The sequence below is a fragment of the Paraglaciecola sp. IT1134 genome (assembly GCF_058068185.1).
Genome location: NZ_CM176486.1, coordinates 2,932,667 through 2,945,170, shown reverse-complemented (window position 1 = coordinate 2,945,170; position 12,504 = coordinate 2,932,667). Strand labels below are relative to the sequence as shown.

The window sequence follows — 12,504 nt, the reverse complement described above, 5'->3', positions numbered from 1 at the left end:
TGTTAATTTTCAATTCCTTTGGTGAGACGCAATAGGGTGATCTTGATTTGTTCGGCTGCGGCAATGCCAAGCTCCTGCTCGCGATGATTGTGGATGCGACAGCGGATTGCATCCAGCATGGTTTGCACGCTCAAACCACTGGCGCAGATGATAAATATAAAGCCATGTTTCTCCCGGTACGCTACATTAAGCTCTTGCAGTGCCAGCAAGGTTGATTCATCTGCTTGTCGCGCGCCGTCCTGCTCATTGCCTGCCATAATTTTGGTGTTGGCATACTTTTCGCGCAAGCTATTTATGTCGCCAATCATAGGGTGAGCATCAAAGGCTTGTAAAAAGTCCTGTTGTTGCATGTTTTGCCAATGTTGTTGGGCGCATTCAAGCACCCGATCAACGCTCGAATAGGGGCGCTGCTGTTGCATTAATGTCACCCAACGTTTGGCAGCACATGTCTGGCTAAAAAATATTTCAGCCTTGTTTGGGATTAATAAGTTGAGTTCGGTTAAGGTCATAACAGATTTTTAAGCTCTTTGGTTGCACGCCAAGCCTGTGCTTGTTTTTCGCGTTTAGTGATTGCCGTACTATTGGGAGCTACTTGATATTTTTCCTTTTCTTGCATGTCTTGGCTGTTAAGGCGCTGAATTAGTTGAGCTGCAATGGAGACTGCAACCTCAATTGGACGTTTGCCTGGGATCTCGAGTACGCCTATAGGGCTAACTAAACGCTCTGGGGCCTTAATGTCAGGCATACGAGCCGAAATACGCTTATTAAAGCGCTTAGCTTTGGTGTCAGAGCCTATCATGCCAATGTAAGGCAGGTCAGGGCGCTTAAGCGCCGCTTCTACAAGTTCGTAATCTAATTGGTGGTTATGGGTCATGATCACCAGCCAGCTATTGCTCGGTGCTAAGGCAATGTGTTCGCTAGGTTCGTCGCTGACCAGCATGTTTAGATTAGTAAGGGCAAATTTGCTGTCGTTTTTAGGAAACAATTCCGATCTTTGGTCAATCCACTGAATTTGCAACGGTAACTGAGCTAATAGCGGGATAAGGGCACGGGCAACATGACCCGCGCCGTATATCTGCACCGTTTGACATTGCTCCACCATCGCTTCAAACAACACATTAACGGCACCGCCACAGCATTGCCCAAGTTTGCTTGAAAGGGGGTAATGCTCAATATGCTGGGTATGTTCATTGCCCGCTAATAGCTCACGGGCTTTTTCTGTGGCAGCGAATTCAAGGTGACCGCCGCCTATGGTGTCAAAGGTCTCCTCCCCGGTAATGACCATTTTTGTGCCATTGCCGCGGGGCGTAGAGCCTGCAGATGCCAGCACAGTAACCAAAACGTAGGCTTTGCCTTGTTCCTGACATTGATGTAAGGCATCAAACCATTTGTTGCTATTCATATCAGTTAAGCTCGCCCAGTGATTCGATGCAATTAAGCACCGCTTCGGGTGTCGCCGGTGCCGGTAAGTCAGGGTCGTGTTGATAATCGGTGAGACTGGAAATGGCATCTTTTATTGCGCACCACACAGAATTGGCCAGCATTAAGGGGGGTTCTCCCACCGCTTTTGAATGATAAATGCTATCTTCGTCGTTCGCTCTAGAGTAGAGATCAACATTGAATATCCCGGGGGTATCACCTATGGCCGGAATTTTATAAGTGGCTGGGTTGTTACTGAGTAATTTTCCGTCCTTATCCCATTGCAATTCTTCTGTGGTTAACCAACCCATGCCCTGGATGAAGCCACCTTCAATTTGGCCCAAATCCACCGCTGGGTTAAGGCTTTGACCCACATCATGCAGTATATCGACCCGTTCCACTTTGTATTCTCCAGTTAAGGTGTCTAGGGTGACTTCACTGACAGCGGCACCGTAAGCGAAATAGAAAAACGGCCGTCCTTGTCCGGTTTCCCGGTTATAGTGAATTTTTGGGGTTTTATAAAATCCCGTTGAAGACAGGGATATTCGGGCAATATAGGCTTGTTGCACCAAATCCACAAAGGCGATGCTGTGCTCACCTAAGCGCACCTGTTGCTGGACAAACACGACCTTTTCGGCAGTCAATGCTTCATCATCAAACTGCTCGGCGTAAAATTCAGCCAGACGCTGTTTGACGATAATACAGGCATTTTGTGCCGCCTTACCGTTTAAATCCGTGCCACTTGAGGCTGCGGTTGGTGAGGTATTGGGAACCTTGTCGGTGCGGGTCGCCGTGACCTCTACATCGGACAACACAATACCAAACTCATGGGCCACTATCTGACCAATTTTGGTATGCAGGCCCTGGCCCATCTCAGTACCGCCATGATTGATTTGCATGCTGCCATCTGTATAAATGTGCAGCAGGGCACCGGCCTGGTTTAGGTGTTTGGCAGTAAACGAAATACCAAATTTCACCGGCGTAAGAGCCAAGCCTTTTTTAATGATTGGGCTGGTCTGATTGAATTCGCCAATGGATTGCCTGCGCCCCCAGTAATCTGACGAATCCTCTAGGCGGCCAATTAGGTCGGCTAAAACGTTATGCTCTACTGTCATGCCATAGGGCGTGATATTACGCTCATGTTCGCCGTACAAGTTCAGTTTACGTACTGTGAGGGGATCTTTACCCACCTTGCGGGCAATGGCATCCAGCATAGCTTCAGCCACTATCATGCCCTGGGGGCCACCAAAACCCCGATAGGCGGTGTGAGATACCTGATTGGTGCGCCAGCGATGGCCCGCAATCTTGACATCGCCCAGGTAATAACCGTTATCGGCGTGAAACATTGCCCGGTCCACTATGGCATCTGACAAATCTGCTGAATAACCACAGTTACCATTGATTTCGATATTTGTGGCGCAAATTAATCCGTTAGCATCAAAGCCTACCTGGTAGCTGTTTTCAAATGGGTGGCGTTTGCCCGTGATTATCATGTCTTGCATACGTGGCAAACGTAATTTGACCGCACAGCGATTGCGCTTGGCCAGCAAGGCCGCGATACAAGCCCATTGAGCGGCCTGGGTTTCTTTACCGCCGAAACCGCCGCCCATTCTGCGCATATCCACCACTACTTTGTGAAGTTTGATATCCAGTACCTCCGCCACCAGTTTTTGCACTTCACTGGGGTGCTGGCTTGAGGTGTAGACCAGTACGCGATCTTCTTCGTCGTGGATAGCCATAGACACCTGACCTTCGAGGTAGAAATGTTCCTGACCGCCGATCCGTAATTGACCAGTTAGTTGCAAAGGGCTAGCGCCATAGGCCTGCTCAAAATCCCCTTGTTGCATAAAATGAGGAGGCCGCACAAAGTTCTGTTGCTGTTTGGCTTCTGTAATGCTCAAACAGGCCGGGTTGGGGGTAATTTCAAGTAACGCCTTTCGCGCTGCTTGGCGAGCATGTTTGACACTATCGGCCAAGACAGCGAAAAGCGCCTGACCATGAAATAAGACTTGGTCTTTGGCAAAAATCGGATCTCCGTCAAAAACCGGGGCAATATCGATATGTCCAGGCACGTCTGCCACCGTAATGACGTCTATTACACCTGGGGCAGCCCACACCTGGGTTAAGTCCAGTTTAGTGATCTTACCCGCCGCACTGGTGCTCATACCGACGGCAGCATGCAGTAGATTGGCGGGGTGGGGCATGTCGTCCACATATCGGGCTTGGCCACTAACGTGCCTGATCGCACTTTCATGTGGATGGGCCTTACCCACATTACCCTGGATCCCTGGTGCCCAAGGTTGGGTGATAAGTTTACGCATGGTAGTGAATCCTGTGTGAGTAAAACCCTAACCGCTGTTTATTCATAAACGTGCACCCGGGTTTGGATCAGTTGTGATTGCTGATTAGTTTGCAACCAGAAGCGTGTCCACAAATTGACTAATACGGACTGCCGATAGTGGGCCGTAGCTCTCACGTCATCTATTGGTCTAAAAGCCTGACTTATAATGTCTTTGCCTCGTTCAAATGTCTCGCTACTGGCCCAGTCAAGACTTGTTAAGGCGGTGGAAAGGTCTGGTACTGACATTGGTATTGCGGCTACACCGCCAAAGCCGCAATGAAGGTATTTCACTTTGCCGTCGTCCAGGCGCAGATTAAAGACGGCGCAGACCGCCGAAATGTCGTCTTCGTGACGTTTTGATACCTTGTATGCCCTTAGCTGGTTGTGTTTGTCTGCATAGGGAATGATGATGGCCTCTACCCATTCATCAGGGGCGAGCACGGTTTGGCGGTAACCGGTAAAAAATTGCTGGGCAGGGATTTTTCTGCGTACCTGGCCGTTATCCAATTGGATTTGCGCATTGAGCGCTAATAATACCGGCGGCATGTCACCAATGGGCGAGGCGTTGGCTACGTTACCCCCTAAGGTTGCCTGATTACGTATAGGTGTGGCAGCAAAACGCTCGAGCAGTTCCTGAAGCCCAGGGAAGTGTTTGAGTAATAAATGCTCACACTTGCCAAAGGATACCGCCGCCCCAATTTTAAGGGATCCGGGCAGTTCAATGATTTCCTGCAATTCACAAACCTGGGTTAAACAAATCAGGTTATGCATGTTTGTTAGCTGTTGGGTAACTTCCAATGCCAAATCAGTGCTACCGGCAAATAACTTGGCATTGGGATAAGCTTGCCTGACCTGCGCCAACTCGACACGGTTTTGCGGCATATGCAATCCATGCAGGCCGGGTTTTGCATCGTTAAGTTGGCGGAGTTGGGTTAGGGTCTGTGTTTGTCTACGCACAAATTGATCATCGGCCACACCACTACATGAAACCAATGCCGCATCGATTATGGGGCGATAGCCGGTACAGCGGCATAAATTGCCGCCCAAGGCAACGTTCACGTCTTCTCGCGATGGGTGACTATTTTGCTGATACAGCGCGAACATAGACATAACAAAACCTGGTGTGCAAAAGCCACACTGGGAGCCATGTTTGTCCACCATTGCTGCCTGCACGGGATGCAGTATTTCCCCCTCAGCCAGATGTTCTACCGTTAGCAGTTGTTTGCCTTGTAGGGCAGACAAAAACGTCACGCAACTATTTAGGACTCTGTACCGCAAAGTTTTGCCCTGGTCACAAGGTTCGGCCAATACTACGCTACAGGCACCACAATCCCCAGATGCACAGCCTTCTTTGCTCCCCGTGAGTCTTCTATTGTCCCGCAGGTAATTGAGCAAGGTGGTATCTGCACTAACATCAGAAATTTGCACAGCTTTGTCGTTAAGCAAAAAGCTGATCATGGGATCCTCCAGTAATTTGATGGCATTCGTAAACAAATTATCACTATCATAGCTGGATTTACCATAAAAACCAGACCAACTGGTCAGCTTATTTGTCGGATAAAAGAAAATTTTGGTACTATGACTGCTATATAACAATGCCCAAACCAGCATTAATTAAGCAAAGAGCGCTGAAAAAGTGCAAGCCGTTACTTTTAGTAAACATGACGCATCGGTCAAACTAGCAAGTTGACTTAACCGATGTTAAATTTGTGTTAAGCCCTGACGGGGGGAGTTTTAGTGGACAATACAATCAAGGAAATGGACTGGTTGATGAGCGAACCTTTATCAAAAAAAGAAGACAGCATTGGCGCAGTAAACCGCGCGAAAATTCTCGCAGCCGCCGAAAAAGAGTTTGCAATTCATGGCTTTAAAGGAACACGTATACAAAAAATTGCGGATCAGGCCGGACTGCCCAAAACCAATGTGTTGTATTATTTTAAATCTAAGGATGGTTTGTACCTTGACTTGCTGCAAGAAATATTAAGTCTGTGGAATAGTAGTTTTGACAGTGCCTGTGCTCAAGATGATCCCGGGGAAGTGTTAGCCAATTACATTGCCGATAAGATGGAAATATCTCGCTGTCGTCCGGATGCGTCGAAAATTTTTGCACTGGAGATCATCAATGGTGCACCAAATTTAAGCAGTTTTTTTAAAGATCAGCACTTAAGTTGGATGAAAGGGCGAGTGCACGTAATCGAACAATGGATCCAGCTGGGCAAGCTGCAACCAGTAGATCCTTATTACACCTTATTTAACATCTGGGCCAGCTGTCAGCATTATGCGGATTTTTCTGCACAGATAACTGAACTAAAAGGCCAGCCGATGGATCAAAGCCAGTTCACAGACGCCACCAAAAGTTTAATTAAATTAGTATTAAATGGTTGTGGTTTGACAGTACCCCCGGAATATCGATAAAGAGAGCGGACATGATCCACGCGTACCCCCGAGATTTGATTGGTTATGGCGAGAATCCGCCGCACCCTAATTGGCCAGATAAGGCAAAGATTGCCGTGCAATTTGTATTGAATTACGAAGAAGGCGCAGAAAGTTGTGTGCTTCACGGTGACCCACAATCCGAAGTGTTTTTATCTGAAATTATTGGCGCTCAAGCATACCCAGACCGCCACCTAAGCATGGAATCTATGTATGAATATGGTAGTCGTGCTGGATTTTGGCGTTTGCATCGACTGTTTACCCGTTATCATCTGCCGATCACCGTTTTTGGCGTGACCATGGCACTGCAGCGAAATCCAGAAGCTGTGGCGGCAATGAAAGATGCCGGCTGGGAAATAGCCAGTCACGGCATGCGCTGGCTCCACTATCAGGATATGCCAGAAGTCCAAGAACGTAAGATGATCGATGCTTCGATACAATTGCACCAGGCGATTACGGGTTCTAAACCTGCTGGTTGGTATACCGGACGCACTAGTTCCAATACCTTAAAACTCATCGCCGAGCGGGAGGATTTATTGTATTGCGCGGATTCTTATGCGGATGATTTGCCTTATTATGATACCAACTACGATAAACCCTTGCTGGTGGTGCCTTATGCATTGGATACCAATGATATGCGCTTCGTCAGTCCAGGCGGCTTTAATAGCGGAGAACAATTTTTCCAATATTTAAAAGACGCCTTCGATGTATTGTACGCAGAAGGGGAGTATGCACCTAAAATGTTGTCCATCGGTTTGCATTGCAGGATAGTTGGCCGCCCGGCCAGAATGGCTGCATTGCAGCGTTTTATCGAATACGTGCAAGGCCATGACAATGTCTGGTTATGCACCAGAGAGAAAATTGCCAGGCACTGGCAGCAGCATTTTCCCAGTAAATAAGACCCTTGATATCTCATTCTTGAGGTATTCATACCCCGCCCGTGGTAGAAGATACTTCGGGCTTTTTATACTGGTCGCTGCATGTTTATTTCAAATCCAGCGCATACCTAAGCACGAAGATAGCCGCCATTACATAAGTGATAACTGATACCTGTCGGTATTTTCCTGTTCCTAACATGATCCCCACATAAGTAATAACCCCCAGAGCAATTCCCTCGCTAATGCTGAATGTCAGAGGCAAGGCGACCGAAGCGGTGGCCAAGGAGGTTAAATCGTCAAAATCCAGCTGGCGGAATGAATCCATCATTAAAATGCCGACCATTATAAGGGCTGGCGTAGTCGCCATCAGCGGGATCACTTTCATCAGCGGTGTGAAAAACAGTGCCAGTAAAAAACAGCAAGCAACGACCAGGGAGGTGAGGCCGGTACGACCACCGGCCGCCACCCCGGCTGCGGATTCGACATAACAGGTAACCGGGGAGGTGCCTAAAGCGGCGCCAACAACGCTGGCGGTAGCATCTGCTGTCATGGCTGAGCCAATTTTGGGTAATTTACCTTGTGGCGTGAGCAGATTCGCCCGGCGCGACACACCTATGAGGGTGCCTATGGTGTCAAACATATTGACAAACAACAGGGCAAATATTAAATCCCAAGTCTGGGCAATATGCTCTATAGGGTAGAGAATATCCATGGCAAAAAAAGTTGAGCTGATACTGTCTGGTAAACCAATTATCGAGTCAGTATGTGCGGTTAAGTATCCGTCTGCTACCGGAATAAAGGCACCTATCAGGGTTAACGTTAATACCGAAACCAAAATCGCCCCGGTGACCTGCTTAATGACCAAAATTATCGTCAGCAGTATGCCAGCCAAGGCCAGCATAGCGGCCGGTTGCGAAAGATCGCCTATAGTCACAAAGGTTGCGGGATGGGCAACGACCAATCCGGCATTTTTTAACCCGATAAAAGCGATAAAAAGCCCGATCCCGCATTGCACGCCAATTTTAAGCGCTTCAGGAATCGCTTCAGCAATTTTGCTGCGCACCCCGGTTAATGAAAGTAAAAGAAAAAGAATGCCATTCCAAAATACAATGCCTAGTGCGGCTTGCCATTGAATATCACGGGTAAGACAAATAGTGAACGCAAAAAATGCATTCAAACCCATGCCGGGAGCCAGAGCAATGGGATAATTTGTCATAAACGCCATTAACAGGGTGCCCAGACAGGCCGCTAATGCGGTTACGGTGATCAAACCTTCTATGGGCATACCGCCAGCGGACAGGATACCTGGGTTGACGACCAGCACATAAGACATAGCCGCAAAGGTAGTCAGGCCTGCAATACATTCGGTTTTGATGTCGGTGCCATTGTGGTTTAGATGGAAAAACTTTTCAAAAACTGCACTAAGCATATGGGGGCCTCAATTCTTATTAATGGGCGAGTGAGCCGAAGGCGAAAGTGGATATCCAGCATTGATTAGCAATATGCTGACCATTTAGTCTAGCTTTGGAGTGATTTATGCTAAACAATAGTCATGGGCTGTTATACCTCAAGCACACTTCAGTTGCACAGTGCACAAGCCAGTATTTTATAATACTAATGCGACTAATTTCGCACAAGGGCCAAGTTAAACCGCACGTTTGAGATGCAGAATTGCAGAATAGTGGTGCAATCAGAGAATAATTAGGAGCACATGATGGATAGTTTCGAAATGGGCATAACCGAGTTGATAAAATGTTTGCCCAAAGCCGAATTACATTTACATATTGAAGGCACACTCGAGCCCGAACTTATGATGCAATTGGCCCATAAACACGCAGTGACCTTGCCCTACACCAATATAGACGAAGTTCGCGCGGCCTATAATTTTAACAATTTGCAAAGTTTTTTAGACCTCTACTATATTGGGGCTTCGGTGTTGCGTGATGAGGAGGACTTCTACCGGTTAATGTGGGCCTACTTGTGCAAGTGTCGAGAAGAAAAAGTGGTGCACGTCGAGATGATGTTTGATCCCCAAACTCACACCGAACGTGGTATAGGGTTTGAGATCTTCATGCCGGGTTTTGCTCGGGCCATCGAACAGGCCAGACAAGAGTGGGGCCAATCGAGTTTATTGATCATGTCTTTCTTACGGCATTTAAGTGAACAAAGTGCATTGCATACCTTAGACGCTGCACAGCCTTATCTGCATATGATCACAGCTGTCGGACTGGATAGTGCAGAGCTGGGTAATCCTCCTGAAAAATTCACCCGTGTTTTTGCCAAAGGCAAGGAGCTGGGGTTGTTACGGGTCGCTCATGCTGGCGAAGAGGGCCCACCAGAATATATTTGGCAAGCACTAAACGTTTTAGATGTGCAGCGCATAGATCATGGTGTACGCAGTATTGAAGATGCGGCGTTAATGAGTGAGCTGGCCAGTCGCCAGATGCCGTTGACGGTCTGCCCACTGTCTAATATTAAATTATGTGTATTTGCACATATGAGACAACACAATATTTTACAGCTACTCGACATGGGAATGCTGGTGACGGTTAACGCTGATGATCCCAGTTACTTTGGCGGCTATTTAAATGACAACTATCAGGCATTAGTGGATCATTTACCCGTGACTCATAGCCAACTCAAAAAACTGGTAGCCAACAGCTTCACCGCCAGCTTTCTAAGTGAAGATAAAAAGGCATATTGGAAAAAACGCGTAATGGAGCACTGATCTGTTACTGGTCAGCTAATAGGGAGCCGGCACAATGCAACAGTCAAAATACAGTTGTGTCAGTACTAGAGTTGCATAAGACTATTAACTTATTGAAATTTATCTGTTAATTGATCTAATAGACGCCGGTGTTGGATTTAGGTATGCTACTTTCATTGTTAATTATTTGTTAATGCAAAAGGGCCTGTATGCGCCAAATAGAATTTCTGCTCACTGAGTATGGTCACAGCCATACCAATAAAATGAATATCATGATCCATGTCATAGCCGTACCGGCAATTTATTTTGTCACTCTGGGTTTATTATGGGCACTGCCCACGCCTGAGTTGTTGGAACATTTTGGAATAAATTGGGCCCATGTGGCGGTTATTCCCATCCTTTTTTATTATTTCAAATTGTCTGGGCCCATTGGCGCAGCGATGACCTTGTTAAGTATTATCGCACTTGCCGGGATCAAGCTGATAGAAGCCTCATCTGTACCCGTATGGCAATTTTGTGTAGGGGTATTTATTGTGATGTGGATTTTACAATTCGTTGGTCACAAAATAGAAGGTAAAAGCCCATCATTTTTTAAAGATTTACAGTTTCTACTGGTGGGGCCTGCTTGGTGGTGGGTACACTGGCTGAAGCGAATGAATATTTCCTATTAGAGGCAAAAGCTTATTCCCTCGGGGAATTGCGATAAATCAACTTAGGGACAAGACCAAAGATGAGATCCCTGTGTTGCTTTCTCGTATAATCCTTATTTAGTTGAATTATATTGGTATTTTCTGTGCTCAAGTGGCAAGCCCTGTTCGAAACTCGTGAACGCCTTTTTTGGACCTTGCATACCTTAGGTTGGGCGGGCTTTGCGGTGATTTATTATATCGGTTCTTTACTGCATGATATGCGCAGTATCTGGCTGTTTGTGATCATATTAAATGCCTATGCAGGTTGGTTGTTAACCATTCCACTGCGTTACATCTATGCCCGAGCGATGAAACTTAAACCCATGAATATGTTGCTGGTGGTGCTTGCCAGCGTCTATGTGGTAGCGCTGGCCTGGGCCCTGGTGAAAAACGTGAACTATTGGGAGATTTATAAAAAAGGCTACCGGCCTGAACAGTGGTACATGTATTTTACCAATACGGTCAATTCGTTAATTATGATAGGTTGTTGGACAGGTTTATATTTTGGTATAAAAAATTACCAAATGTTGCTCAAGGAAAAGCAGAACGTATTGCGCGCCTCCGCCATGGCCCACCAGGCACATATCAAGATGTTAAGGTATCAACTCAACCCTCATTTTTTGTTTAATACCCTCAACGCTATATCGACCCTTATTCTGATGAAAGAAAATGACACAGCCGATGCTATGGTCAGTCGCTTAAGCGATTTTTTGCGTTATTCATTGGATAAAGATCCAATTAAAAAAGTTGCTTTGCGTCAGGAAATAGAAGCCCTGGAACTGTATCTGGAAATCGAAAAAGTACGTTTTGAGGACCGCCTGACCGTTATTTGGGACATACAACAAAACGCCTCACAGGCTTTGGTGCCAAGCTTGATTTTGCAGCCACTAATCGAAAACTCCATCAAACATGCCATATCTAAACTCGAGGAAGGGGGCGCGATTGCCATTTCAGCTAAGGCATTCGGCCGAGACTTGATGTTAGAAGTGGCGGACAACGGACCCGGGGCACAGATAGTCAAAGGCCAACTCTATCGCACAAATGGGGTAGGGTTAGAGAATATTCAGGAACGCCTGCGCTCCCTGTATAAAGACGATTTTTCTTTTAGTGTATCTGGCAATCAACCTTCGGGTATAAAGGTGTCAATACGCATTCCATTTGAGACGGATGAAACAGTTAATGAAAATTAACACCATGATCATCGATGATGAACCTCTTGCTCGCAAGGGACTGGCCATGCGCTTGGCTCAGTATGCACAAATAAACATAGTGGCCGAATGTAAAAACGGGTTGGAAGCCGTCACCCTGATACCCCAACTGCGCCCAGATTTAATTTTTCTGGATATTCAAATGCCAGGTTTAAATGGCTTTCAGGTCATCAGTAAACTGCGAGATCTTAATCAACTCGTGCCCATGGTTATATTTGTCACCGCTTATGATACCTATGCTATCAAGGCATTCGATGCCCATGCGCTGGATTATGTATTGAAGCCCGTGGATGAAAAACGCTTGAAATCGGCTCTGGACAAGGTTTTCGAACACGTATCCTTGCACACTGAAACCGGACATAAAGAGACCTTGGCTAAATTAGTGGCTGACTTTACAGGTGATGATTGCGAAGACATACTGCGTAAACTTGCCTCGGGAGAGCCAATTAATACCAACCAGTATCCAGACGTTTTGGCGATCAAGGATGGCATGGAAGTCACCCGGGTGGATATTAACCAGATCCAGTGGATAGATGCGGCCGGCGATTATATGTGTGTGCACACTAGTGAACAGACCCATATAATGCGTCGTACCATGAAGGAACTGGAAGAGCAGCTGGATCCCCGTCTTTTTGTGCGCATCCATCGCTCGGCTATCGTCAATATCAAATTTGTGCAGAAGTTGGTGAGCCATGTCAGCGGCGAATATCACCTCATTCTGGCCAACGGCAGTGAGTTGAAAGTCAGCCGTAGTCATCGTGATAATGTCAAAACTATGATCAAGCTATAGTCGTATTTCCTGTAACCCCAAAGACCAAAATTCATTTAA

Annotated in this window: 11 protein-coding genes; 6 read left to right on the top strand and 5 right to left on the bottom strand. The window is 46.7% G+C overall.

Going from position 1 to position 12,504, the window contains the following annotated elements:
* Window positions 1-2 precede the first annotated feature (2 nt).
* From uraD to xdhA, 4 genes are read right to left on the bottom strand one after another with little or no spacing between them, the layout of a single operon-like run.
* A complete protein-coding gene (gene uraD, locus AC3RV5_RS12785; protein ID WP_489728030.1) occupies window positions 3-509 on the bottom strand; it encodes a 2-oxo-4-hydroxy-4-carboxy-5-ureidoimidazoline decarboxylase in 507 nt (168 codons plus the stop codon).
* Complete coding sequence (gene xdhC, locus AC3RV5_RS12780) at window positions 506-1,402, bottom strand: xanthine dehydrogenase accessory protein XdhC (RefSeq protein ID WP_489728029.1); 897 nt, start codon at window positions 1,400-1,402, stop codon at window positions 506-508. Before xdhC ends, uraD begins: the two co-directional genes overlap by 4 nt.
* A gap of 1 nt (window position 1,403) precedes the next feature.
* Window positions 1,404-3,740: a xanthine dehydrogenase molybdopterin binding subunit gene (xdhB, locus tag AC3RV5_RS12775; protein WP_489728028.1), complete on the bottom strand. Its 2,337-nt coding sequence runs from the start codon at window positions 3,738-3,740 to the stop codon at window positions 1,404-1,406.
* 38 nt (window positions 3,741-3,778) lie between these two features.
* Entirely contained in the window at window positions 3,779-5,218 is a 1,440-nt protein-coding gene (gene xdhA, locus AC3RV5_RS12770; protein WP_489728027.1) for a xanthine dehydrogenase small subunit, read from the bottom strand.
* Window positions 5,219-5,530: 312 nt separating this feature from the next.
* Here xdhA and AC3RV5_RS12765 point away from each other — a divergent pair, with 312 nt between their 5' ends.
* Window positions 5,531-6,175, top strand: a complete 645-nt coding sequence (locus AC3RV5_RS12765) for a TetR/AcrR family transcriptional regulator (RefSeq protein WP_489732155.1) — start codon at window positions 5,531-5,533, stop codon at window positions 6,173-6,175.
* 11 nt (window positions 6,176-6,186) lie between these two features.
* Window positions 6,187-7,092 (top strand): allantoinase PuuE, encoded by a 906-nt coding sequence (gene puuE, locus AC3RV5_RS12760; protein ID WP_489728026.1) that lies wholly within the window; start codon window positions 6,187-6,189, stop codon window positions 7,090-7,092.
* 85 nt (window positions 7,093-7,177) lie between these two features.
* On the opposite strand, the gene AC3RV5_RS12755 is transcribed toward puuE, so the two are convergent.
* Window positions 7,178-8,500, bottom strand: a complete 1,323-nt coding sequence (locus tag AC3RV5_RS12755; RefSeq protein WP_489728025.1) for an NCS2 family permease — start codon at window positions 8,498-8,500, stop codon at window positions 7,178-7,180.
* Window positions 8,501-8,800: 300 nt separating this feature from the next.
* On the opposite strand from AC3RV5_RS12755, the gene AC3RV5_RS12750 reads away from it, so the two are divergent.
* From AC3RV5_RS12750 to AC3RV5_RS12735, 4 genes are all read left to right on the top strand, one after another.
* A complete protein-coding gene (locus tag AC3RV5_RS12750) occupies window positions 8,801-9,799 on the top strand; it encodes an adenosine deaminase (protein ID WP_489732154.1) in 999 nt (332 codons plus the stop codon).
* A gap of 188 nt (window positions 9,800-9,987) precedes the next feature.
* Window positions 9,988-10,449, top strand: a complete 462-nt coding sequence (locus AC3RV5_RS12745; RefSeq protein WP_489728024.1) for an Mpo1 family 2-hydroxy fatty acid dioxygenase — start codon at window positions 9,988-9,990, stop codon at window positions 10,447-10,449.
* A gap of 122 nt (window positions 10,450-10,571) precedes the next feature.
* Entirely contained in the window at window positions 10,572-11,657 is a 1,086-nt protein-coding gene (locus tag AC3RV5_RS12740) for a sensor histidine kinase (protein WP_489728023.1), read from the top strand.
* Entirely contained in the window at window positions 11,647-12,465 is an 819-nt protein-coding gene (locus AC3RV5_RS12735) for a LytR/AlgR family response regulator transcription factor (protein ID WP_489728022.1), read from the top strand. Before AC3RV5_RS12740 ends, AC3RV5_RS12735 begins: the two co-directional genes overlap by 11 nt.
* The last annotated feature ends 39 nt before the right edge of the window (window positions 12,466-12,504 follow it).

Bases quoted from the DNA above. Each gene is read 5' to 3' on its own strand.
- uraD (WP_489728030.1), bottom strand. From the start codon at position 509: ATGACCTTAACCGAACTCAACTTATTAATCCCAAACAAGGCTGAAATA.
- xdhC (WP_489728029.1), bottom strand. From the start codon at position 1,402: ATGAATAGCAACAAATGGTTTGATGCCTTACATCAATGTCAGGAACAA.
- xdhB (WP_489728028.1), bottom strand. From the start codon at position 3,740: ATGCGTAAACTTATCACCCAACCTTGGGCACCAGGGATCCAGGGTAAT.
- xdhA (WP_489728027.1), bottom strand. From the start codon at position 5,218: ATGATCAGCTTTTTGCTTAACGACAAAGCTGTGCAAATTTCTGATGTT.
- AC3RV5_RS12765 (WP_489732155.1), top strand. From the start codon at position 5,531: ATGAGCGAACCTTTATCAAAAAAAGAAGACAGCATTGGCGCAGTAAAC.
- puuE (WP_489728026.1), top strand. From the start codon at position 6,187: ATGATCCACGCGTACCCCCGAGATTTGATTGGTTATGGCGAGAATCCG.
- AC3RV5_RS12755 (WP_489728025.1), bottom strand. From the start codon at position 8,500: ATGCTTAGTGCAGTTTTTGAAAAGTTTTTCCATCTAAACCACAATGGC.
- AC3RV5_RS12750 (WP_489732154.1), top strand. From the start codon at position 8,801: ATGGGCATAACCGAGTTGATAAAATGTTTGCCCAAAGCCGAATTACAT.
- AC3RV5_RS12745 (WP_489728024.1), top strand. From the start codon at position 9,988: ATGCGCCAAATAGAATTTCTGCTCACTGAGTATGGTCACAGCCATACC.
- AC3RV5_RS12735 (WP_489728022.1), top strand. From the start codon at position 11,647: ATGAAAATTAACACCATGATCATCGATGATGAACCTCTTGCTCGCAAG.